Source organism: Pedobacter sp. ASV28, from assembly GCF_016428855.1.
Lineage (GTDB): Bacteria > Bacteroidota > Bacteroidia > Sphingobacteriales > Sphingobacteriaceae > Pedobacter.
Genome location: NZ_JAELTN010000011.1, coordinates 87,556 through 111,231 on the forward strand (window position 1 = coordinate 87,556; position 23,676 = coordinate 111,231).

21 protein-coding genes are annotated in these 23,676 nt (G+C 38.4%); 3 read left to right on the forward strand and 18 right to left on the reverse strand.

Annotated features, from left to right (window positions below; genetic code table 11):
* The first annotated feature begins 7 nt into the window (after positions 1-7).
* Positions 8-2,182: a penicillin acylase family protein gene (locus tag JHD79_RS05900; protein WP_199118286.1), complete on the forward strand. Its 2,175-nt coding sequence runs from the start codon at positions 8-10 to the stop codon at positions 2,180-2,182.
* Here the strand turns inward: JHD79_RS05900 and JHD79_RS05905 are convergent, their stop codons facing one another.
* Genes JHD79_RS05905 through JHD79_RS05915 form a run of 3 tightly spaced genes read right to left on the reverse strand, consistent with a single transcriptional unit; the run spans position 2,183 to position 4,745 of the window.
* The gene (locus JHD79_RS05905) at positions 2,183-3,763 is read right to left on the reverse strand and encodes a hypothetical protein (RefSeq protein WP_199118287.1); all 1,581 of its coding nucleotides are present in this window, start codon (positions 3,761-3,763) and stop codon (positions 2,183-2,185) included.
* Between the two features lie 18 nt (positions 3,764-3,781).
* A complete protein-coding gene (locus JHD79_RS05910; RefSeq protein WP_199118288.1) occupies positions 3,782-4,381 on the reverse strand; it encodes a hypothetical protein in 600 nt (199 codons plus the stop codon).
* 1 nt (position 4,382) lies between these two features.
* Complete coding sequence (locus JHD79_RS05915; RefSeq protein WP_199118289.1) at positions 4,383-4,745, reverse strand: BlaI/MecI/CopY family transcriptional regulator; 363 nt, start codon at positions 4,743-4,745, stop codon at positions 4,383-4,385.
* 574 nt (positions 4,746-5,319) lie between these two features.
* Between JHD79_RS05915 and JHD79_RS05920 the strand changes: the two genes are divergently transcribed.
* Both JHD79_RS05920 and JHD79_RS05925 read left to right on the forward strand, forming a co-directional pair.
* Entirely contained in the window at positions 5,320-6,048 is a 729-nt protein-coding gene (locus tag JHD79_RS05920) for a LytTR family DNA-binding domain-containing protein (protein WP_199118290.1), read from the forward strand.
* Positions 5,975-7,120, forward strand: coding sequence for a PAS domain-containing sensor histidine kinase (locus tag JHD79_RS05925; RefSeq protein WP_199118291.1), 1,146 nt, complete (start codon positions 5,975-5,977; stop codon positions 7,118-7,120). Before JHD79_RS05920 ends, JHD79_RS05925 begins: the two co-directional genes overlap by 74 nt.
* Here JHD79_RS05925 and JHD79_RS05930 read toward each other — a convergent pair.
* From JHD79_RS05930 to JHD79_RS06000, 15 genes are all read right to left on the reverse strand, one after another.
* Positions 7,117-7,491 (reverse strand): response regulator, encoded by a 375-nt coding sequence (locus JHD79_RS05930; protein WP_233164587.1) that lies wholly within the window; start codon positions 7,489-7,491, stop codon positions 7,117-7,119. The two genes, JHD79_RS05925 and JHD79_RS05930, sit on opposite strands and share 4 nt — an antisense overlap.
* 80 nt (positions 7,492-7,571) lie before the next feature.
* The gene (locus JHD79_RS05935) at positions 7,572-8,789 is read right to left on the reverse strand and encodes a DegT/DnrJ/EryC1/StrS family aminotransferase (protein WP_199118293.1); all 1,218 of its coding nucleotides are present in this window, start codon (positions 8,787-8,789) and stop codon (positions 7,572-7,574) included.
* A 30-nt stretch (positions 8,790-8,819) separates the two neighbouring features.
* Entirely contained in the window at positions 8,820-10,769 is a 1,950-nt protein-coding gene (locus JHD79_RS05940) for an OmpA family protein (protein ID WP_199118294.1), read from the reverse strand.
* A 2-nt stretch (positions 10,770-10,771) separates the two neighbouring features.
* Positions 10,772-11,545 carry a hypothetical protein gene (locus tag JHD79_RS05945; protein WP_199118295.1) on the reverse strand — a complete coding sequence of 258 codons (774 nt, stop codon included), beginning with the start codon at positions 11,543-11,545 and terminating at the stop codon, positions 10,772-10,774.
* Positions 11,545-12,411, reverse strand: coding sequence for a hypothetical protein (locus JHD79_RS05950; protein WP_233164588.1), 867 nt, complete (start codon positions 12,409-12,411; stop codon positions 11,545-11,547). Before JHD79_RS05950 ends, JHD79_RS05945 begins: the two co-directional genes overlap by 1 nt.
* Before the next feature lie 75 nt (positions 12,412-12,486).
* Positions 12,487-14,592 (reverse strand): LruC domain-containing protein, encoded by a 2,106-nt coding sequence (locus JHD79_RS05955; protein WP_199118297.1) that lies wholly within the window; start codon positions 14,590-14,592, stop codon positions 12,487-12,489.
* 206 nt (positions 14,593-14,798) lie between these two features.
* Entirely contained in the window at positions 14,799-15,449 is a 651-nt protein-coding gene (locus tag JHD79_RS05960; RefSeq protein ID WP_199118298.1) for a NeuD/PglB/VioB family sugar acetyltransferase, read from the reverse strand.
* Positions 15,450-15,538: 89 nt separating this feature from the next.
* Entirely contained in the window at positions 15,539-16,144 is a 606-nt protein-coding gene (locus tag JHD79_RS05965) for a sugar transferase (RefSeq protein WP_199118299.1), read from the reverse strand.
* Positions 16,117-17,379, reverse strand: coding sequence for a hypothetical protein (locus JHD79_RS05970; RefSeq protein WP_199118300.1), 1,263 nt, complete (start codon positions 17,377-17,379; stop codon positions 16,117-16,119). The genes JHD79_RS05965 and JHD79_RS05970 overlap by 28 nt, the downstream gene beginning before the upstream one ends.
* Positions 17,376-18,491 (reverse strand): hypothetical protein, encoded by a 1,116-nt coding sequence (locus JHD79_RS05975; protein ID WP_199118301.1) that lies wholly within the window; start codon positions 18,489-18,491, stop codon positions 17,376-17,378. Before JHD79_RS05975 ends, JHD79_RS05970 begins: the two co-directional genes overlap by 4 nt.
* 20 nt (positions 18,492-18,511) lie before the next feature.
* Positions 18,512-19,651: a glycosyltransferase family 4 protein gene (locus JHD79_RS05980; protein WP_199118302.1), complete on the reverse strand. Its 1,140-nt coding sequence runs from the start codon at positions 19,649-19,651 to the stop codon at positions 18,512-18,514.
* Positions 19,648-20,517, reverse strand: a complete 870-nt coding sequence (locus JHD79_RS05985) for a glycosyltransferase family 2 protein (RefSeq protein ID WP_199118303.1) — start codon at positions 20,515-20,517, stop codon at positions 19,648-19,650. The genes JHD79_RS05980 and JHD79_RS05985 overlap by 4 nt, the downstream gene beginning before the upstream one ends.
* Entirely contained in the window at positions 20,504-21,589 is a 1,086-nt protein-coding gene (locus tag JHD79_RS05990) for a glycosyltransferase family 4 protein (protein WP_199118304.1), read from the reverse strand. The genes JHD79_RS05985 and JHD79_RS05990 overlap by 14 nt, the downstream gene beginning before the upstream one ends.
* Complete coding sequence (locus JHD79_RS05995) at positions 21,582-22,712, reverse strand: hypothetical protein (RefSeq protein WP_199118305.1); 1,131 nt, start codon at positions 22,710-22,712, stop codon at positions 21,582-21,584. Before JHD79_RS05995 ends, JHD79_RS05990 begins: the two co-directional genes overlap by 8 nt.
* 3 nt (positions 22,713-22,715) lie before the next feature.
* Positions 22,716-23,676, reverse strand: a 961-nt coding sequence (locus tag JHD79_RS06000; protein ID WP_199118306.1) for an EpsG family protein, incomplete at its 5' end; no start/stop codon positions are given.

The window sequence follows — 23,676 nt, forward strand, 5'->3', positions numbered from 1 at the left end:
AATTTTTATGAAAAAGTTCCTTATTCTTGCGCTCCTACCTTTACAGTTATTTGCACAGGCCCTTACCAACAAAGACATTTCCAAACTGGAAAAGCAGGCGCAACAGGTAGAGATTATCCGAGATAATTGGGGCATTGCCCATGTATATGGCAAGACCGATGCCGATGCCATTTTTGGCATGATGTATGCCCAGTGTGAAGATGATTTTAATCGGGTAGAACTCAATTATATTGAAAAGTTAGGTCGCTTAGCAGAAATTGATGGCGAAAAAAGCATTTATAATGACCTACAGATTAAACTACTGATCGATAGTTCGCTGGCCATTTCAGCTTACAAACAAGCCCAGCCCTGGTTAAAAAAACTGCTTGAAGCGTATGCCGATGGCATCAATTATTTTCTATATAAAAATCCTAAGACCAAACCTATATTACTTACCAAATTTCAGCCCTGGTATCCCTTTCTTTGGACAGATGGCAGCATTGGAGCCATTAGCACGGGCAACCTTACAGTTGCCGAACTTAAGAAATTTTATACCAATGATTATTCGCCAACCAGCGCCCTGCCACTAGTAAGGGATCAATATAGTGGGTCAAATGGATTTGCATTCGCACCCCAAATTACCAAAAATGGCAATGCCATACTTTACATTAATCCACATACCACCTTTTATTTTAGACCAGAAATACAAATGCAGAGTGAAGAAGGGTTGAATGCTTATGGTGCTGTGACCTGGGGGCAGTTTTTTATCTATCAAGGTTTCAATGAATTTTGCGGCTGGATGCACACTTCCAACAATGTGGACATTGCCGATATGTATGCCGAAAAAATAACCAAGACCAACAAAGGCCTATATTACGAGTACGATCAAAAAAAATATCCCGTAGGTACAAAGGTCATCAATATCAATTATCTGGAAAATGGCATTATAAGAAGCAGGAAGTTTACGACCTATTACACCAGCAATGGTCCCATTATGGCTATTCGAGATGGCAAGTGGATCAGCCTTAAACATAAAAATCAAAATCCCCAAAGTTTAGTACAAAGTTGGGTACGCACCAAATCTAAAAGCTTTGAAGATTATCAAAAGGCCATGGATTTAAAAGCAAATGCTTCCAATAATACGGTATATGCCGACGCCAAAGGGAATATTGCCTATTGGCATGGTAATTTTATACCTAAAAGAAATCCGGCTTATAATTGGAGTGGAGTGGTAGATGGAAGTATTTCCGCAACTGCCTGGCAAGGCCTACATCCGGTAAGCGAGAGTGTGCACCTTTATAATCCGCCAAACGGGTGGCTACAAAACTGTAATTCTACCCCTTTTACCGTCGCCGGCAACCATAGCCCAAAGAAAGCCGACTATCCGCCATACATGGCTCCAGATGGCGAGAATTTTAGAGGAATAGCTGCGTTAAGGTTGTTGAACCAACCTAAAAAATATAGCTTAGATGATGTGATTACCTTGGGTTATGATACCTACCTTCCTGCTTTTGAAATACTTTTGCCCGCCCTTTTTAAAGCTTATGATGAACTCCCCGCTAATGATGCGCTACGCCCCGCACTGCAAGAACCCATTAGCACACTCAAACAATGGAATTATTATAGTTCAGAAAATTCTATTGCCGCAACATTGGCTATGGAATGGGCTCCTCGGATTAACCGTGATATGCAAAATGTATATATAGATCAGGGAGAGAAGGATCAGGTTACCAAAACCATCGAATTTGCCAAAAGTGCTAAACCGGAGTTATTGTTGACACCATTGAAAACAACAGTTGATGACCTGACAAAGCGATTTGGCAAATGGCAGATGCCCTGGGGGGAAGTGAACCGTTTCCAGCGTCTAACGGGCCAAGTAAACGAAAAATATGATGATCTGGCTCCCAGTTATCCTGTGGCATTTGGCTCGGCCCTATGGGGTCAGCTCCCTTCTTTCCGCAGTAATCAATTCGATACCCGTAAACGTTATGGCTATAGCGGCAATAGCTTTGTTTGCGTAGTGGAGTTTGGTAAAAGGATAAAAGCGAAGTCTGTATTAGCTGGAGGGAACAGTGGCAACCCCAAATCCAAACATTTCAACGATCAAGCTGCCATGTATGCTAAAGGCGAATTCAAAGATGTGCTATTCTATAAAGAAGACGTGCTTAAAAATATGGAAAAAAAATATAAGCCTGGGGAATAACTATTGTTTGAAGTAGTTCTTTGTCGTATATCTATTGCTAGCCAAATCTACTTCAATCACCTCGGCTTCTATTTTTAAGTTATCTTCATCTTTTAAGGTCCCAAAGTAGACCGTGATCACTTTTTTTGACTCATCAACATGGATCACTTTACCATTTAGTTTATACTTTTCTATATCTACCGTAGCATTACCAGACAATATGAGGCTATTAAGAAATCTACGGCTTTTTAATGAATCAGATGCGTAATAGTGCATTTTTGAAATAGAGGCTTCTGGGCTAAATGCTAAATCCCCCTCTTTTCCCGGACCCGAAACCAGATTTGCTTTCTTATCTTCTTGCGTTTCATCAAAATTATAGAAGGAGTAGCTTTTTTTACTCATGCTATATATCAACATCTTTGATTTCTTAATTTTCCCATCTGGCAAATAAATAGTGGCTTCCTCTGCCGTTACAGTCTTATTTTTTTCATCTATCTTAACTTTTGCTGCTTCTAGTGTGGTTTGATCTATCTCTAATTTTGCATTTTTTAAATAAATGATCCCTTCGCTAATATAACTTTTGGTTTCTAATGCTGAAATTACTTTTACCTTACCTTCAGTAGCAGCCGTTATCATGGGTACATCTTTTGATTTACATCCTATTTTTTGAAAGCCCTCTTTAGTATAAAATTTAGGGTATAACAATGGATTGATGATTTCGTACTTTTTAGGATCTGAATAAAGCGCAATGACTTTACTTGTCGTATAAATATTTTTAGCGGCAAGTTTCTCTCCAATGAACTTAGCATTTACCGCATCTCCTAGTTTAAAACCTTCTGCTTTGGTGTTTAACGATATAAGGTCTAAAACAATGGTAAATACCCCGTCATTCAACTTCATTTTTGTAGCATATCCATTGCTATTTCTTTCGATAGAACTGATTTTACTTGAAGCATAGCGAACTTGGCTTACCTCATATAAAAAAGCCGTTTTCTCCGGTTCCTTTATCAAGGCTTTTCCAGTTGAAGTGAGCACCTGCTTCATTAAATAGATAGGCCTATCATAAATAACCTCCCGATGATTGCTCTTTAAGTTCGTAATACTAAGTTTATCTAGCCTACCTCCAATGGTAATGGTGAGGTGATCTCCTTTTTTAACCTTGTCCATTACATCATTTCTAATTGGATAGGTTATGTTTCCGACCTTAAAATATATAATTGTATAGAGTCCAGCCCCACTAATACTATCTAAAACACCCTTAATCTGTTTACCAATGATAGGATCGGCATCATTATTAATGGTTGATGCCGATGCAGAGAAAGGAGTATCAACTACATCGATGGTAAAACTCCATATTAAGCATGCAACAATAGGCAATGTTAGCAAATACATTAATTTCTTTATAGCCCTCGACTTCGAATTAAACAACATTTTAATACGCTCTTTTACCGGTTTTTTCACAAAGTTGTGAATTAATGGATCCTCATTTTGATTTACCACTAACCTCAATAAAAGGCTGGCATAATTCTGATGCCCAAAAGCACTCGATGTAACCTCATCGGCCTCATATTCATGCACTTGTTCCAATACTTTATCCCACAAATAAATTACCGGATTAAACTATAACACCGCTTTGGCAAACATCATTATAATTTTATCTGCCGAGTGATATTGCTCAGCATGTACTTTTTCATGCTTTAACAGAATTTCGAACTCTGCTTTTGTCAAGCCTTTTTCGTCTACAAAAACATAGCTGAAGAAAGAGCAGTTCGTAAAACCTTCTGTTTTATGTAACAATTTAAGTCCGTTTACCATTTTTGTATTTCTTCTGGTATACCTGAAAAGGACAATTAAACGCCAAATGGCCATTATTATTAGCCCAATTACCACGGACATATATAAATAAGGTAATGCTGCAATCCAATTAAAAACCTTTTCTGTCTCCATGAGCCCACCTGTAGGAAGTATACTTGGAGATACGTCGGTTGCTGCTATAAAGTCTGATGGAACCGCTATCTGACTAATTGGCATCACCTGCCGGGGAACTGATTTTTCGATGGTAAAGTGCAATGTTGGTATAGAAAAGCTAAGTAAAAGAGTGCCCAACAAGTAAAATCGGTTGATTTTAAAAAAAGTAAACCTACTAAGCACCAACAAGTAAAAGGCAAAAAACAATACCAAACATGCACTTGATTTAAGTAAGTAATTGAATAATTCCATCTTAAGTTTTTTTGTTAATCAATGCCTTTAACTCTTCTATATCTGCCTCACTGAGCTGCTCTTGCTTCACCATGAACGAAAGCAAACTTTTTGAGGAATTATCAAAGTAGCCAGAAAACAACTTAGAAAAACTGGTTTTGGCATACGCTTCTTTGCTAATGGCAGGGAAATATTCGTAAGTTTTTCCATAGGCCCTGTAACTTACATAGCCCTTTTTTTCCAAAAGCCTAACTATTGAAGAAATAGTATTGTAAGGAGGCTTAGGATCTTCCTCTAATTCATCAATAATATCCTTTACAAATGCTTTTTCCAGTTTCCATAGCACCTGCATAATTCGCTCTTCTGTTTTGGTTAGCTCTTCCATAATAAACAAACATACAACGTATTTTTCAGTTAATCAACTTATTTTTCAGTTTTAAAACTGAAAAATAAGTTTAAAATCATAAAAAACTACAAAACAACACATTAAACATAAAAACATACCTCTTATACCTCCTAATTTACTTTGGGTCAAATGACATAATTGTTAACCTATCTTCTAAAGAAATATAGTAATTCCATCTAAAACAATTATAACTAAAGTTGACTCCCCATTCCCAAAAGGCTTTCCAAAAACACACAACAATCTTATTATAAACCACTTAACAAACACACAATCATATAAAGCATTAAACCGTACTTTGTTATGATTAAGAACACTTAACTTTGTAAATATATTCCTCCACGAAAAACCAATCATTTAAACAGCAAGTAATTGTGCCAAAATGCATATCAGTAAGTATTAATTAATCAAGCATGACCAAAAACGACATTTTATTATCATTTATATTCATTTCATTACATAAAAACATTCCTTTTACCAATTAAAAGGAATAATCTTTTAACTTCGAATGACACGAATTAAGATACGATAGTGTTTATGCGAAAATGATAGGTTTATGCGAAAGATTGTTATAGTTGAAGACGAACCGGATTTAGCAAGAAATATTGCGGAATTGATAACCCTCTTAGGTTATACAGTGTCGGGTATCTTTAATAATTCTAAAAGTTGCCTCTTATATCTATCAAAAAACCAAGTTGATCTGGTTATTCTTGATATCCTCATAAAAGGAGAAGAAAATGGGATTGAGCTTGGAAAAACAATAACTGGAAACTACAACATTCCTATACTGTTTTGTTCGGCCTATACAGATGAATTATTACTTCAGAAGGTGAAATCAATTAATCCTAGGGGCTACATTGTTAAACCTTTTACCAGGGAAATATTAAAAACGAATATATTCCTTGCGCTTAATGACAAACTGACGCCTTCTTCTGTTTCTCCCCAAAATAACGATAAGGATACTTTTCATATCAGAGATAAAGGTTATGTAATTCCCGTAGAGGTGAAAGACATTTTAATGGCTGAAGCTGATGGTCTATATACAAAAATTATAACCTCAGATAAAAGCTATTTAATTCGGGCAATCTTAAAAAATATAGAGGCCCAATTACCACAAAATAAGTTCTTGCGTGTACATAAGTCTTACTTAGTAAACCTTGACCATATCTCTTCATTTAACAGTAAAGGTATTAAAGTGAACAACAACAATATTGTACCTGTTAGAAGAGGCTATTATAAATCCCTTAAAGAATTGTTCAGCTCAAAAAAAGATAAAGTCTATTAACTCGAATATTATTGAATCGGCTAAATTATTTGAACTCATTACAAATAATTCCACAGATCTCATCATTTTATATAATCGCGATTTTTCTATCATATACATATCTCCTTCTGTAAAAAGGGTATTAGGATATGAGCAATTTGAAATTATCGGAAAAAAAACTGATGACATCTTTGCCGTACACGAACCGCTAAAATCTGACGAGCCACAAATCATGGCTTATCGACATAAGTTTAAAGCAGATAGGATATTACTGGAATCGGTGATCAAACCTGTTATTGTTAATGGTGTCATCGACTGTTATTTAGGTATCTCTAGGGATGTAGCCGTTCGGGAGAATTTGAAGCGGAAGCTAGAGCAGGCCCTGAAGAAAGAGAAGGCCATTAATGAGACGAAGTCTAAGTTCATTTCTATGGCTTCCCACGAATTAAAAAACCCTCTGGCCACCATATCAAGTAGCCTTGAATTGTTATCCATTTATCTTCAGGATGACGAGCACTTAAAGAAGGTCAAACTGGAAAAACACATCACCAGAATTAATACGCAATTGGAACGATTAAATGGGATCATCAACGAAGTGCTGTTAATTGAAAAAACCAAAGCACAAAATTCGGAGGTTAAGTTAGAAAAACTTGATCTTATTGATTTCATCAGGCAACTTATTAAGGAATCTTTTACCGAATCACATCTTGATAAGATCAAGATAAAAAGCAAAGAATCCATCATACATATCAGCTCTAATAAAATTCTATTATATCATATTTTCAAAAATCTAATTGAAAATGCCATAAAATATTCTAAACCCGACAAACTCAAGATACAGATCATTATAGAGGTTAGTGATATATATGTTGAAGTATCGGTTAAAGACCACGGAATTGGGGTCAGCTCGGCAGAAAAGGATAAATTATTTAACCAATTTTACAGGTCCGATAGTGCTTCAGAGGTTAGTGGTTTTGGAATTGGCCTCACCATTGTAAAGGAATGCGCGACCATGCTAAATGCCAAGGTTAGCTTTAGGAGTGCCTTAAACAAAGGCAGTTCATTTAAGGTGTGTTTGTTAAAACTAGTTTAACAGAGCAGTTTTCCATTCATGAATGCCAATAAATAATCCAGGTCCAAAGGTTTGGTCAATAAAAGATCAAACTTCTCGTCGCACAGGGATTTGAGGTAACTTGAAAAGCCAGACGTTATACCTACGACCTTGGTTTTCGAATATTTCTCTTGCTTTTTTATATAGACCAATAGTTCCAGGCCGTTCATCTTCGGCATCATAATGTCAACAATAATAATATCAAAGTCGATTTTACGATCAAAATAATTCTTTATGGCATCTTCACCATTACTGGCCAACAAAACATTGCAGGAGTTTTTACAAAGAAAGCTTTGAACCAAACGTTGAATAACCGCATCATCTTCTACCAACAGAACTTTAATTTCATTCATATCTAAATTGCCTTCAATCATTTAAATGTGTTCTAAGTTTTAGGTACAAAAATGCACATTTTTTGGCTATAAAATCAATATCATAAGTGAAAAGCAGCTGTTTTCTTATTGTCAATTTTTGCATGATGGAATAACTCATCCATTACCGCCTGAATTCTAAGCATATCACTTTCTGACAGGTTACTTCCGCTTGGCAAGCATAAGCCTTTATCGAATATTTCATCAGAAATTCCCTCACCAAAAAAAGAATAATGTGCATAGAGTGGCTGTAGGTGCATGGGTTTCCAAATAGGCCTTGATTCTATATTTTCACAGGCAAGCGCTATCATCAGGTCATCTTTGGTTAAGCCCTTAGCTTCTAAAGGCGAAATCATTATCGTAGTTAGCCACCTATTGGAAAAATATCCTTCATTGGGTTCTTCTAATACATCTACCCCTTCAACCTGACTAAAGTAATCTTTATAGAAAGCAAAATTTTTCCTTCTGGCCTCAACACGTTCATCGAGCACCTCCAATTGTGCAATTCCTATTCCTGCCAACACGTTGCTCAACCTATAATTATAACCTACCTGCGTATGTTCATAATGCATTGCTACTTCTTTGGCTTGCGTAGATAAAAATTTTGCACGCTTTATCATGTTTTCATTATTGCTGATCAATGCTCCGCCAGAACTCGTAGTAATGATTTTATTACCGTTAAAACTAATCACTCCCAATTCTCCTATTGCTCCGCAGGATTGGCCATAATATTTACTTCCTAATGCTTCTGCCGAATCTTCCAGTACTGGAATGCCATAACGGTTTGCTACTTTCATGATTTCAGTCATATTTGCGGGCATTCCGAACAAGTGGACTGGTATAATTGCCTTCGGGAGCTTTGCTCCTCCCTTTCCTGAACTTGTTTTGATCTCTCCTCTCAAACAGGCCTGAATAGCGCGTTCAAGCTGATAGGGACACATATTCCACGTAGCAGCCTCCGAGTCTATAAATACCGGAGTGGCTCCCAGGTATTTAATTGGGTTGGCAGAAGCTACAAAAGTGAGACTTTGTGTAAGCACATAGTCGTCAGGCTGCACATCGAGCAGCATAAGGCCCAAATGTATAGCGGCGGTACCAGAACTCAAAACAACCGAATGGTTGACCTCGTTATAAGCACACAGCTCTCTCTCAAAAACTTCGATATGAGGGCCTGCGGGAGCTATCCAATTACACCGAAAAGCCTCTTCTATATAACCAAGTTCATTACCAGACATATGTGGTGAACTTAACCAGATCTTACTTTTTAACAATCCACTCATATCATTATCAGTTTTAAGTAACAACTACTTTTAATTTAAGGACAAACTCACTTCTCTTATAAGAGCATCTTTTAATCCAAGCTGCTTTAGTTTTAACAATGCTTTATCTGCTTGGTCCTTGTTCATGAACACTCCATAGAAGTATCTTCTATAACCATCTTTACCTTTTTCATTGAACATATTCAGCCATTTGAGATCAAGCACAGTTTCTTCATTTTCTATTTTAATTGCGGCAACCTGTACGGTATAGTATCTATTGTCTGACACCACTCCAGATGAGCCACCGATCAGCGTAGAATCAATACCACCTTCTAGCGCCAAAGTCTGTTTTATTTTAGCTTCGAGTTCTGCTTTAGTCTTGACTTCATCGCCAAAGAACTTTTCATCTAGCATGATTTGTAGGTTTTGGTCGTTAAACCCTTTTAAAACCAACTCGCTTCTGCGATTTTTTTCCTGTAGGCTATCAATACAGGTTATACAGTTATTAATGGGCTGATTTTTTCCAAACCACGAGGTTGAGATTTTATCTGGGTTTATACCAGATCCCATCAAGTAATTTTTAACCGCATCTGCCCTACGCTCACTAAGTTTCTTATTATAGGCTGCATTTGCCCTTAAGTCTGTATGTGAACGTACGTCTAATGAGAGATCCAATCTTTTCATGAGTCGGCTGATCTGGTCAAGTTTTACCTGGGCATCTGGCCTGATGTTATATTTATCTAGATTATAGTAAATGGTGTCTGCATATAGCAATCCGCTTCCAATATTCGATTTTAAGGGGAGAACAGGCCATTTCGGTACGGTATCTGCAGCAAGACTATCAATAGCTTTTTTAGGTGGTGCCTGCTCGTTAATTACCGGTGGTGGTATGGCTTGTACCACTTTTACTTCGCACGGCAAACAAAAGGCTGTACCAAAAGGCAGTAGGCCTGTTACTTGTTTGGTTAGCTGTTCTGGACTATTTTTAGTGGAAGCTTTTTTCCTGAAGGGATAAAAACTAAGACCAAGCTCTACATGGGCAATATCATAATAAGGTTTAAGTATTGGGGTTTCATAACTGGCACTCAACCCTATACGGTCTGATAGATTAACGGCAACCACACCATAAACCGATTGCCATGACCTGCTATACACACCAACGGAAAAAGTATTGTTTCGTACGCGGTGTAGCCAAGTTAAGCTATAAGTAGTTTCATGAATTCCAACGGTATCACGAGTTGGTTTATAGTCACGTAAAAAAATACCCTCTTTCCAAGAATAATGTTCCACTTTAAAGGCATCTTGATGGCTAAATTGGTAACTCAAGCTCGTTAATGCCGTAACCCGATAACGTTTCAATAGTGTATTTGTACCCTGATAAGAAAAATTATGGTTCGGATTAGTAATGTTATAAGCGGCAAATCCTGTTTCTATTTTGAACCGAGCAATCTCAAATTTGTATTTGGCTCCCAAACTATAATTCAAATAAGATGCACTTGCCGTGTTTCCATTTGAAGGATTGGCCAACGGACGGTTCAGGTATCTGAAAGCACTAACATCCAATAAGCGGTCATACCCCGTTTTGTTTCCATCTACTTCACCAGTCAGGTAGCTTACCTGCGCCCCGATACGTAATTGTTGCAGCCCTGCTTTATCCAGATAAAATCTTCTGGCTACCGAAGCCCCAAAATAATGCCCGCTAATTGGGAAAGCATCAGCTCCAGATCTCATGTAGTTTAAACCAAGCCCCCAATCGTTCCTTACACCCAAATTATAATCCACCGAAGCGTTATACATATAATTATGTGCAGTTCTGCTGTTTACCCTAACGCCCAATCCAAGCGCTCGCAATTGGCCCTCAAAGTCTCCTGTTTGTGCAGGGTTAACGAGCAATGGTATAGCGTTATACTGCGATACTCTTGCATCCTGTCCGAATGATTTAAAAGCAAGGAACGAAATAACTGAAAGTAAAATATATCTTAAAAATTTAGCTTTTATCATGATCAGATAAGGTTGTTTATAAATGAATGTACTGTCTTCAGGTTTTTGGAGACAGTGTCATCGGTATTAATTGTTAATATGGGTACTCCAGCCATGTTTAGCGCCTTCACTTTCTCTCGATACTCCAACATGTTCTGGTGTACATAAGCCTCCAGTTTTATCCCCGATAAATCCTTATGGCTAAAAGTTTGCACTCCTGCTATCTTTCGTTTCATCACCCGGTCCATGAGCTGTTCAAAAGACAATTCACATGAAACCACTGCATAGGGACTTAATGCCCCATCTTTTTTAATATCTGACGTATGTTGGGCTGCTATCGAGGTATTCAACCCGTGATGATGATGCAGTACACCTTCATCAAAAAACACAACTTCTTTTTTTTGTAAATGCTTTTCGAGCAAGAAATTCAACTGTGCACAACGTCTAAAGTTTTCCATTCGTTTAGAAGACACATTGGAATTGCTTTCCGTCAATAGATACTTTTTTAACAGTTCAAAGGACAAACCATATCCCTCTCCAACATCCAACAGGTTTTTATCTCTAATGAGCAAGCGTTTAGACAGTCCATAAGCCTTAAACTTGAACAGGCCACTCTTGAACAATAGGTAATAGATATAATATCTTGTAAATTCAAATTCCAACTTCAGATCTTCTGCAGCTCTTATACAAGCCTCTGTTACATTCATATACCTTCTTTCGGTATAGGTTTCAAACAGTCGTTGATACAAAAATGTCTTTCCAACTCCAGAAGGCCCTAAAAGTTCTATTACTCTCATCAAGCTGATTCAATCATGAATTTGTTCAAGTCTATATCGTATAATGTCAGTAAATTTTTAAAGACTGCGTCATTTTCACCTCCTTGGATATTTTTTAACATCAATTGGTCTTTACCCAATCCGGTAAGCGATAAAAATGGCCTTTTAAAAAGCCCAGCTAGTGAAGCCACTTTTGTATCGTTCCTTAATGCCATAATCTTGATCCAAATATCATCTGTTAGCAATGCCTTATTTTTTAACTGTTCTTTGTCAAATAAATCTTTATGCAATGCTCCTGGCGGATAAAGCACACCACCAACACCAAGATTTAGCAATGCATGAGATGGGGTTAAATTGTCCTTCATCAAATTCCAGTGCACATATTTTTCGGGCAAGCTTCCATTCATTTCAATTCGCCTGGTCAATACCGAACAAATCTGCCCCTTATATACTTCCATATATAATTTCAATGTGCCCACCAAATGATATGGATAGATTTTATCATCATCAATGGTGAGTACCGCAGCTTTTGGAAAAGAAGACATTGCATAAAAATATTTGTTGTGTGGCCTTAGGTTTTCAGCAACAAATATGATCTGTAATCCCCTCTTTTTTAGTGCAAGTAATCGCCGGGGCAGATTACTTTCGTCTCCAAACTCTTCCCTCGCTAGGCATAGAAAAATACCATCTGGCTTTACTTTCTGCCTAAGTATCGATTCGATGACCATCCAAACTTTATGGATCCTGTCTGGCTTGGTGGTCATCGAAACTATTAATTTACCTTCTTGATTAAGCTTCCTATTTATTTCTATTTGATAGCGGCCCGAAAAAAATGAAGAAACAATATAGTATAGGAAATAACCAAAATTTTTAATTCTCAATCTCATGCGCATCCCATACCCAGCAAGTCATTGCATGCTGCGCTACTTCAACAATTAAATCATTCAATATCTTAATCCTAATTAATTAGGTGGATTTACCAATTTATCTGTTACTCGGTTACCCGTTCCATTAGTATACCAGTCTAAGTGACTAGTGGCGCCAGAAGTTGCCCAAGACACAAAATTAGGATAGGCCAATGTCATAGATGCTCCACTTTTCGGGTATGGAATTTTTTCGGGCACATCAATTGCCCAATTAATATTTCCTGCACTATTTTTGGTATTGCTTAAATAGTAACGTCCGGCAGCTACGGAGGAATTGTCATCATCTGTTCCAAAAAGTGCCTTGTTCGCTTTTATGCTCGGACGTCTATTCGCTAAATGTATTTCTACATTTCTATTTCCCCTTGGGATCATGAATGGTGATATCTTATTAAAATCACTTACCGAAATTGAAGGATTGAACTTAACGGTGAATGAAAAGGTTTCTACAGCTCTAGTGGTACTGCCTTCTCCAATATTATTGACATTATTTCCACCCAGTATAGTAGTTGCTCCATCAAATACACGGATTACAACATCGTTGGTATGACCACTTTCAACAGCATAACTAAGATTTCTGTTAGAGTTTATATTAGCTCCATCAAAATTCAAATTAGTTACGATAGCAACCTGACTTGGCGCTATATTGGGAACCATTACGGCAAAACTATTATTTTGCTGGGCCGAAATAGAAGCCAGATCAAATGTAAAATTGACTTCACTTACCTTATTCACTGCCGATTGGTCCAACAAGCCCACATAATTATGATTGACGACCATATCGTTCATATCAAAATCTGCAAGACGTGGCCAGCAATCTTCAAAAAGTAAGGTTCCTTTAACGTTTTTAGCTGGATAGAAAATGTAATCGCTATCTGTTCTTGGAACTGTAGGTAACTTTGGAAAGTTGTCTACTTTAATGGCCTCATTTGGATTCCAACTTGCAAAAAAAGCGATATCGGAATAATCACCGTCTGTTCCATCTTCAATAGACCAATCTATTTTATTGGTTGCCTCATCATATAACGTTACCATTCTTTCCTTTTTACCAGCCATATAACCCGTTGAACCAGCTGTATTCAAATTATAATCAGAATAGTAAGTTGTTCTTGTCGTGTTAATTAAACCTGGTGTTCCAACTGCCGTTGGCGTGAAGCTATTAGCGATTAAGAAAAAGCCAATAGTGGTATTAGGCGGAAATGAACCATCAGCATTTGGACCAATCAATTCAACAGTGTTTCCAGCAACTAAACCACTATAATCGGTAATATTGGTTCTTGACGTACTAGGAAAAATATAACCTTTGTTTGTTGAAGGAATTGCAGAAGCAGAAGTTGGCTTTGAATTGGTTGGATGCCAATAATACCCTAAAGTATTTTTATTGGCCGAGTTGGCAAACATAAAAGTTATGCTAACATTCGCCGTTTGTCCTGGTTTTAAATCCAATACAATATTTCTAGGAACAGAAGAATCCAAATAGCTTGAACCTACAGGTACAGGAACACCTTTTGGAAGTGCCGACTTGAAACGCTGTAAGAAACTCGGGTTCACATATACCGGATTAGTCAAATAATCTGGGAAGCCCACATTATTCCACGATCTCACTGCGGCGGTTGTAAACCCAGTGCCAAACAGTTCATTCGTCATAACACCACTATTCGAAAATTTAGCCGTTCCAGAAGTTTTTGGGCTTTGTGATGAATTTGGATTATAATTGACACTAAACCCTGTTGTAGATTTTGAAAGCTCAAAGTACTCTGGAATTCCGATAGACTTTGACAAGAGATATACTTTCTCAATGTGTTGTGGTATCCTTAACTCTGTAGCATAATTACCTTTTTCGTCCAGACGGATAGACATTATCCTACGTAGCTTTTCTGACGCTTCTTGCTGATCTAGATAGACTGAAGGGTCGTCTAGGCACACATCGAACTCGGCACCTTTATAGGGTTCGCCACCCAAAAGCTCGACATGTACATTTAAGTTTTGCAATGCAGTAGTAGCATAATCAAACCCATTGGGAACTTTCATTTCTTTGAAGTTTACACCTTCAACTAATTCTGGTTCTATTTTTTCTTGCTTTTTACATCCCCAAAAAGAAAGGGCGACATATAGCAACACCGGAGAGAGTATTCTAAATTTCATATCTATGTTTAGTAACAGCGTTAATAATTTTATAACATTAATATTTACGTTAAACCGCTTTGTTTCAATAAAAATAAAGCAACAATTTTATTAAGACACCTTATTTGTATTCTTATGAAGCTTTATGTAAATGAAATGTATCTTAAGCACTTATTGAATCTTTTATATACCAAGATTTCGATCTTAACCATTAACAGGCAACCCGCTTAAAATTTTTCAGAGACAGACTCATTGGACTTAATTTTTACGGGTACGCCTATTGCCGTTACCCCATCAGGGATATCCCTGTTAACCATGGTTTGACCACCAATAACTGAGTTTTTGCCTATGGTTGTACCTTGAACTGTAGATACCCCAATGCCCAATTCTGTTAGTTTTTGTACTTTGGTATGTCCACCCAAATTTACACCGGGCGCCAATGAGCAAAATGAAGCTATCGTACAGTCATGACCTATGGAACAGTTCATATTGACTACCACAAAGTCCTTAATGACCGAACCATAGTTAATACAGGTTCCCGGGTAAATGATAGTCCCCTTGCCGATCTTGCTGTTATTAGAAATCCAGGCGTTTTTAGCTATTAAAGTTGGATAGTTTAATTCGGGGTTCAAGGTCAGTGCATTGATGATCTTTTCCTTGATTTTGGGAAATGCAATACCGATGACCACGTCAAAATCATGCTGATCTAAAATCCATGAAACAGGACCAAGAACAGGATAGCCAAAACAATCTTTCCCTTGTTTATTGATATCATCGTCTAGAAATCCTACCAAATGGCCAGCAATGCCATAAAGATCTAAGTTGTTAGCAAGGTGACCACCAACACTGCCAGCCCCAATAATGATAATCTTCTTCATTCAAATTATAATTGTTTCTTGTGTCCAAAAAAATTAACAAGCTCGTTTGTGTTTGTAAATACTATCCTTTTTATGGTTTCATCTTTCGATTAATTTCTACCATCAAATGGCATCATAGGCCGTTCTGCACTTTGGTTAACCCCTTCTCTTTTGATAACTTTAATAATAGTAAGCCATAGGATTTGGAGGTCTAAACGGAAAGATAGATGCTCTGTATAATAGGTATCCAGTTCAAATTTTTTCGTCCATGAAATAGAATTTCTACCATTTATCTGTGCAAGCCCCGTAATGCCAGGTTTGACGCTATGTCTTTTTCTCTGCTCAACCGAATACAGTGGAATGTACTTAAACAGTAAAGGCCTGGGGCCTACAAGACTCATATCTCCCTTGATCACATTAATGAGCTGAGGCAGTTCATCTATAGACAGTTTCCTTATCCACCCGCCTACAAATGTTGTCCTCTGGGAGTCAGGAAGCAGCTCGCCATGCTCATTCTTATCATCACGCATGGTCTTAAATTTGATAATGTTAAAAGGCATTTCTTTGTAACCTGGTCTTTTTTGTAGAAAAAAAACATCTCCCCTATTTACAAATTGTAATAACAGATAAGTAATTAAAATAATAGGCGAGAACAACACCAGTAAGATGATAGCCACCAAGCTATCAATTAAACTTTTAATAGCGTATCTGTACATTTTGTGAGCATTTCATTTTTATAAATTGGCCTTTTACCAGATGGCTGGGGCTTAATATCTTCTAAGAATAAGGTGGCAATTAGGGCATCATCTCCAAGCACCTTGATCAGATTTTCCTTAATGGTATCCAGCACATGTTTGGGCAAATCCCAGCCCTGTTTAATGCGCAGTTCATAATTCTTCAAGCCAGTTTGTGCAAATTGGAATTGATGATAATAATTTGCAGTTGTTAAAGGCTTATGTATTAGTGGACCCAGGGCAAGTGAAGCAATAGGAGACCCATTTGTGCAAAAAAGCTGTTCGGCTACTCTACCAGATATACTGCTCAGGGCAATGAGCTGTCCTTCTTTGTATTCTTTGGCTATCGCCAAATCTCCGGTGTCATATCTCACAATAGGCACAATATCTGCGGCCAGATCTGTAACGACCACTCTTCCCATCTCTCCTTCCTTCACTGGCTTCAGCTCATTATCCAACAGCTCTACCACCACGTTATAGCGATTGGTATAATACGCCCCTCCAAACTCCCTTTGTTGGGCTATAAGTCCTACTTCTTCATTACTGTACCTGTCAATTACCGTACAGTTGAGTGCATTTTTAATAAAATTCCGTTTCAGTTCATCAATAGGTTCCGAAGTAAATATGACTGTACCTATTGAATGCTTGATCTTATTCTTCTGAATAAAATTGGCCAGTTCAAACGTTACAGAAGGAAAACCTATAATCACTTTTATATGCTTTTTAACAATAAGTTGTACCGCTTCTTTTAACTTATCTTGTGTTAATTTTTTTGGAACAAATCGGTGCTCATTTCTTAAAAACTGCCACCATTTTGGTTTTTCCTTGGCCGCAATGAGCATAAAAGGTTCACCAAGGCTATAACCGGCCAGTTCATTAAAATATTTAAATGATGCTGTCCGTATAATTGATCTTTGCTTTGAATACGGAATCTTAAAAGGCTCACCATAAGAGCCACCGGTATAGGCGAACGTGTGTATCTTTCGTTCATCAACTGTTTCCAACTTCTTTGAGATATCACTTTTGGTCATTAATGGCTGGGCTTCTAAGGGGCCATTATAGCCATTGTTCAGCAGATATTTACTGATCTTATTTGGATCAATGAGTTGCCCGTCATTATGTTTTACCCTAATGATCTTAAATTCATCGATTACTTTTCCACCTTGAAGCTTGTTATATAAAGCGAAAAAGCCTTTTACAATATGCTCTTTCATCATAACAAAGCGGCAAAGTGTCTTGAACTCATGAACTCGGCCTTTGGCCATTTAATCAGAATCTGCTTAAGCAGCTTGTCCAATTCCGATAATCCCTTTTCTCTATTTAATTCATTTATTCCCCCCACAAAATTGGCTCTATGGGTGCCAATAACGGCGGCCTTACCACAAATAAATGCCCCATTAATTTGGTTCATTACATGGTCTATTCCCTTGTAATTTTCGTCGGTGGGTTCGAAATTACCATTACGTACGTAGCAAACAAGCCCCTCCTCTGTCCGCTCTCCTGTAGAATAAGTTTTATGAACATATTCCCCATCTGCATTTCTGTCCAATCGTTTTCTGGGCACGGCATTAAACCTGATCCCTTTTTCTATCAAGCTTTTATTTAACGCTGGAACAAACACTCCATTTGGAGCATTAAACACCTTTGCAGGCATCCTAAAGACATGTTTAAAAATATCTGCACCTTCTTCTATCGATTGTTTCAGGTCTTGAAATTCACTTTGAGCTGATATATAGAAATTAGGCCTGAAATCTTTTAGGGCCGCAGGCGTTCCTTCGAGTGAGTGCCCTACAAAACCATGGTCAAAGGCCATCCTCAGCTTTTCGCTTTTAGACCGTAGCGACTTTAGCCAATAAGCGGTGGCAATGTGCTCCCTCCCATGATATTCTGGTATAAATATGCCTTCCTTAATTCCCGTTTGCCATGCCTCCATTAACTGACTACCTCTTGAATAGCGTTCATAAGTATCTATAAAAGTTTCACGGTGGTACTTTTGGTAGTTAGCTGCTTTTATTTTTTCGAAATCCGGATTTGCCATATTACAAAATGGCGTCATTACCGCGTGGTTGCCATTTTTATCTGTATATTTTCGAAGTACATTGAACAATGCCATCAAATCATCACAATTCTCTACGGTATCGTTTCTTTCGTATCGGTTTTCATTTACTGGAAGACCTGCATGCAACAACTTATCGTACACTTGTTTTGACGGCATACCAATGCTTCCCCAATCATCGCATTCAATCACCACTATTTTTCTTCCGATCGATTTTCCTGGAATATTTCTGGCGATAGAAATTAGGGAACGCTTTATCTTATTAATACCCATATACTAATTAATTTTACCTCTTATTTTCCTAATGATTTATATAGTTCATGAAGGCCATCCCATATGGTTTCGGAAGGGAAGTTCTTTGCCCATTCTTTCCCATTTTTTCCGTGTGAAATCTTCAAAGTTTCGTTATGACGATATACCTGCATGGCCCTGCCCAACGCTGGTACATTTTTCACCGGGACACACAAACCATTATAACCAGCACTAAAGGCATCTCTACATCCTGTTCCATCTGTGCTGATTACGGGAATTCCCATCGCCGCCGACTGGATAAGCACATTGCCAAATCCCTCCCACCATGCCGGCAAGACAAAAACATCTAACATGCTCATGTACAAGGGTACATTTTGCTGAAAACCCACCCAATAAATAGCCGGATGTTCCTTAAATTTCTGTAGTAGATCTTTATCAGAAACCTGATCGTTAGTAACCCCACCTACAATGAGCAATACCGCATCTTTATCCTGTTCATGAACTTTAACAAAGGCACTATAAAGCTCATTAATACCCTTTCTATCCATAATCCTACCCACAAAACCATAAACAAACTTTCCTTTAAGCGCCAAAGTTTCCTTAAGCGCCAAGGCCTCATCTACATTTACTCCCTGAGGATCGAAAAACTTTAGGTCAACGCCATTGCTACTTCCCTTACCAATGAGTATGGCCTTTTTTTCAGAAAAAACACCATCTGAAATACCCCTTTCCTGTACCGACCTGCTTATACAAACCACTTTTTGTGCAAATGCCGCAGAAAGTTGCTCCATACTGAGCAGGAGTTTTCTCTTAAACCCCTTTTCATGCTCATACCTAAATCCCCTGCAGGTATAAACCCTAGTTTTAACGCCTACAAATTTTGCCCCCAACATACCCAACAAGCCCATTTTTGGAGTTCCTACATTAACCACATCGGGCCTTATGCGTCTAAGTGCTCTTGCTATTTGAAGAAATGCTCTTAAGTCTTTGAGCAGTTGGATGGGCCTTACAATCTGTACAGGGACATGTGTACAGCCTTCTTCTTTACAATAACTAGTTATTTTTTCACCTTCGGGAGCCATTAAAAAAACCTCATATCCCAGTGATTTAAAATATGCTGCCTGCCCTTTAATCAATGGGCCGCTTCCTGGTGAGGTAATTCCCAATACAAGTCGCTTCATGCTTGATATTTCTTTAAGTCGTTATTTACCTGTTCAAATTCCCTGCTCTCTACATCAGATGGCATTTTACCACGCTTTTTTAAATAAAAATCGACCGAAACAAAAGGATATACCAGCAGTTTTAAACAGATTTTGGCAGCATTAACCATTACTCTTTTTGCATAATGAGAGGGACTATTTTTCAGCAGGGAAAAAGCGCAAAGCATGGCATAATAATTGGATTTCAGTATTTTGCCCTTAGTTACCGATACAAATTCTGAATAATAGTAAAGTACATCAGGTACCGTTAGGTAATAGTGGTTATTCAGCATTCTATCTACAAAATCAGTATCTTCTGCCAATTTCAACTTGGTATTAAATTGGTATTTTTTGGCACTTCCCAACCTTACCATTGCCGTTCTTAGTACCACATTTCTTCTGTCGCCTATTTTAAATTTTACCGGTACGCCAGGCCCCTTGCCCCTAACTGTTTCCAATTGCAGTGCTGCATTATAGCTTCCATTTGCACAACAGGTCAGTATGACTTCCGAATGTTGTTCCATAATTGCCAATTGCTTTTCCAACTTCTGTGGATGATAAAAATCATCTGCATCTAAAAAAGCGAGGTATTGACCCTGCGCTGCATCAAGCGCAACTTGCCTGGCAAAAGGGCGCCCCTTATTCTTCTCTAGGTGGATGACCTGAAAACGATCATCGTGGAGGTTATCTAGATAAACCCTTGTTCCATCTGTTGAACCATCATTTACAATAATGCATTTCCAATGACTATAGGTCTGATAAAGTAGCGATCCAATAGCCACAGGCAAAGTATCCTGCCCATTATAAACCGGAATCATAATGTTAATTAGGGGCCTATTCTGATCCATTAGAATTTAGTGCTAATGATGTAATTAAATTCTCTACAATATTCTCGAGGTTATATTTCGTTTTGATTTCAAGCGCCCTGGCTGCCAATCTAGATCTAAGTGGCTCATCTTGAATCAACTGGTCAATACCAGCTGCCAGTTGCTCATGATCATTAACTGGCACTTTTAGGCCATTTTCACCAGGGGTGATAAAATCATCGTCTCCTCTCCATGGCATACAATTCGTAGCAACACAAGGCAAACCAATAGCCATCGCTTCTATTAATGCCATTGGAAAATTTTCGGTGTGTGAAGGCATTACATATATTTTTGCCTTAGAAAGGTGCAGTGCAATATCTTGCTGAAGTCCTAAAAACACTACCCGGTCTTGTATACCAAGTTCCTTTACCAGTTCTTCTAATGCAGGGCGTACAGGACCATCGCCAAGTAAATGCAATTTCCAATTGCCTTGGGTAAGTGCAAATGCCTTAATGAGTACATCCTGACCTTTCTCTGGAGATAAACGGCCCATGGAAATGATCACATCTTCCTTTTCTACAGGCTTGGCCACAGGAAAAAATACCGGATTATCTATGATAAACGCATTCTTTTGGCCAAAAACCCGCTGTATTTTCTGCTTGGCAGCTTCAGAAAGAACCAGCACTCCTTTAACTCTTGGATATATCCATTTGTCTAACAAGGGATATGGCGATTGTCCTTTTCTTTCTGGATTAGAGTGGTCGGCAAAATAAACTGGATATTTCAATCCAATGGCCGAGAGGTAAACAAATGAATTTAGCCACTCTCCATTAGAAATGATCCGATCCGGCTTAATCTTTTTAATCGTTTTACGGATAAATGCCATGGTATTTATGGTGTATTTCCACTTTGAGCTCCCATTTCGCAGCACCTCGTTTTCTATAATTTTAACTTCTGGCCTTACCTTAAAAAAATGAACCCTTTTGTGCAGCAATATCAAAAACACTTCGTATTTACCTTGCCTTACCAATTCATTGGCAAACGTAGTTACCACGCGATCTATTCCGCCACCATTTATACCGTTCAACACAAATGCGATCTTCTTCTTATCCATTATTTTTTGTGTAAAGATTTACCAACTGTTCGGAGTTCATAAAAACTATATCACTCCATTTTTTCAACATCTTACTGAGCAATTCATTTAATAATTTGAGGTTTGTTGTTCTGTTATCTTCTACCAGCGATCCGATATAATTTACCCGATGGGTATCTATAATAACGGGCTTCCCCCATCTAAAGGCCACCTCCATACGCTGTAAGCAGTTGGACACCCAATCAAATGTGGGCTTGGAAGAAGGTTCGAAAAAGCAATTCCTTACCAGGTTTACTTTCCCACTTTTTGGATCCAGCCCAGGTCTCCTGAAATATCTTTTATAAGTTCTTTTACCCTCAATCATTCCTTGCGGAAGCAGGTGGATAATCTTTCCCTGCAAGGCAGGTACTCCCTTGGTCTGCAAGTAACCGATAAGGCTTTGCGAAGCAATATAACAAGGTGGGATAAAGGACTTGGGTACAAAGCCAAAAACATCTTCGAATACCTCTAGGCCTTCATCGATACTTTTCCATTGTATTTCTTCGTCCCTACCTTCGGCGTAATCATAAGCCGCCATGAAATACTCAGGCGAATCATTTGCAGCAACAATACCAAATACACCGCTATCAAAAGCCAAATGAGTTTGGGCGTCTCCCTTACGTAAGCTCTGTAACCATCTTTGCTGATGTACATGCTCACGTCCATGATATTGTGGAAACATGAAGCCAGCCTCGATCCCTTCTTTCCATATCTGCAATGCACCAGGACAACTACGGTCCATAGTCTGGTGAAAGGGTTCCCAGAAGAAATTGGAGAAATGATGTTTTTTGATCTGATCAAAATCTGGGTTACCCGTAGTTACATTAAAGGTAAATACCGGATGGTTTCCTTGGCGATCCCTATGTCCCTTCAACACTTCAAACAGTGCCGTTACGTCGGCTGAAGATGCATTACTGTCGAACCGGTTAAAAGAATCGTTCTGAATAGGCAAGCCTTTTACGCATAAATGGTCAAAAACTTCTTTAGAGGGCATTCGAATTCCCCCCCAGTCGTCGGATTCAAAAACAACAATCTTTTTGTGCACCTTTTGTCCAAGGGCTGACTGTAGATTAAGGGAAATATTTTTCTTTAATTGACCAAACATCTTCTATTTTTTAAACCAGTCTAACATTGATTGTCCCTGCTCTCCTATACACAATATGGGGTTGCCCGTTATTACCAATACATTAATGGTCTGAAGACCTATTCTAAATGTATAAGCCACATATACTGCTAGTAATGGAGTAGCTATATATACTACCCGTTTTAACCATATAAAATGATCACTGTAATTTTGTACCAGTAAAAAGGCGAAGCAAAATGTAAGGTAGTAACTAGGCAAGAGGAAGCGACCAAATGCAGGGATAGCGGAAAGGATATTGAAGCCAATAAGCAAGTACAATATCATACAAAAAATATTTAACAACGTGGGTTTTGAGCTGATAAAGTTCCTATGAAAAACAAACGAAAAAATGATGATGAAGAACGCAAAGCATTTGATGACCTGCGCTTTTAATAAAATAAACCATTTTGTACCAATTTCTGCTTCCTGTAAGTTATCTGCATAGTTTTGGTTTACATAAGTAGTGAGCTTTTTGTGCAGAAACTCTGGTGCATGGTTTAACAAAACCTCTTGTAGGCTTTGTAATTGTACAAAGCTGAAAAAGAAGGAACATAAAAAGGCATAGAATAATACCGTAAGATTTTTAGTATATGTGTAAGAGAAATAAACAATACCTAAAGGAATAATAAAAGAAAAATGGAAAAAAACAGCAGACGAAGCCATAAGCAGGTACTTAGTTCGCTTTTCTAGAAATATATAGGGCAGCATCCCATAAATAAATACTTGGGTAGCTGTCCAAAATCTAAATCCATTAATAGACCAAAAGGGCTGTCTCTTATACACATCTGACGCTGCCGACGATCGAGCCAAAAAGGGGGGGTGGGGGGGGGGGGGGGGGGGGGGGGGGGGGGGGGGGGGGGGGGGGGGGGGGGGGGGGGGGGGGGGGGGGGGGGGGGGGGGGGGGGGGGGGGGGGGGGGGGGGGGGGGGGGGGGGGGGGGGGGGGGG

Bases quoted from the DNA above. Each gene is read 5' to 3' on its own strand.
- JHD79_RS05940 (WP_199118294.1), bottom strand. From the start codon at position 10,769: ATGATAAAAGCTAAATTTTTAAGATATATTTTACTTTCAGTTATTTCG.
- JHD79_RS05935 (WP_199118293.1), bottom strand. From the start codon at position 8,789: ATGAGTGGATTGTTAAAAAGTAAGATCTGGTTAAGTTCACCACATATG.
- JHD79_RS05930 (WP_233164587.1), bottom strand. From the start codon at position 7,491: ATGAATGAAATTAAAGTTCTGTTGGTAGAAGATGATGCGGTTATTCAA.
- JHD79_RS05990 (WP_199118304.1), bottom strand. From the start codon at position 21,589: ATGGATAAGAAGAAGATCGCATTTGTGTTGAACGGTATAAATGGTGGC.
- JHD79_RS05980 (WP_199118302.1), bottom strand. From the start codon at position 19,651: ATGAAGCGACTTGTATTGGGAATTACCTCACCAGGAAGCGGCCCATTG.
- JHD79_RS05960 (WP_199118298.1), bottom strand. From the start codon at position 15,449: ATGAAGAAGATTATCATTATTGGGGCTGGCAGTGTTGGTGGTCACCTT.
- JHD79_RS05995 (WP_199118305.1), bottom strand. From the start codon at position 22,712: ATGTTTGGTCAATTAAAGAAAAATATTTCCCTTAATCTACAGTCAGCC.
- JHD79_RS05965 (WP_199118299.1), bottom strand. From the start codon at position 16,144: ATGTACAGATACGCTATTAAAAGTTTAATTGATAGCTTGGTGGCTATC.
- JHD79_RS05900 (WP_199118286.1), top strand. From the start codon at position 8: ATGAAAAAGTTCCTTATTCTTGCGCTCCTACCTTTACAGTTATTTGCA.
- JHD79_RS05970 (WP_199118300.1), bottom strand. From the start codon at position 17,379: ATGATGAAAGAGCATATTGTAAAAGGCTTTTTCGCTTTATATAACAAG.
- JHD79_RS05910 (WP_199118288.1), bottom strand. From the start codon at position 4,381: ATGGAATTATTCAATTACTTACTTAAATCAAGTGCATGTTTGGTATTG.
- JHD79_RS05955 (WP_199118297.1), bottom strand. From the start codon at position 14,592: ATGAAATTTAGAATACTCTCTCCGGTGTTGCTATATGTCGCCCTTTCT.
- JHD79_RS05915 (WP_199118289.1), bottom strand. From the start codon at position 4,745: ATGGAAGAGCTAACCAAAACAGAAGAGCGAATTATGCAGGTGCTATGG.
- JHD79_RS05920 (WP_199118290.1), top strand. From the start codon at position 5,320: ATGCGAAAGATTGTTATAGTTGAAGACGAACCGGATTTAGCAAGAAAT.
- JHD79_RS05945 (WP_199118295.1), bottom strand. From the start codon at position 11,545: ATGAGAGTAATAGAACTTTTAGGGCCTTCTGGAGTTGGAAAGACATTT.
- JHD79_RS05950 (WP_233164588.1), bottom strand. From the start codon at position 12,411: ATGAGATTGAGAATTAAAAATTTTGGTTATTTCCTATACTATATTGTT.
- JHD79_RS05985 (WP_199118303.1), bottom strand. From the start codon at position 20,517: ATGGATCAGAATAGGCCCCTAATTAACATTATGATTCCGGTTTATAAT.
- JHD79_RS05975 (WP_199118301.1), bottom strand. From the start codon at position 18,491: ATGGGTATTAATAAGATAAAGCGTTCCCTAATTTCTATCGCCAGAAAT.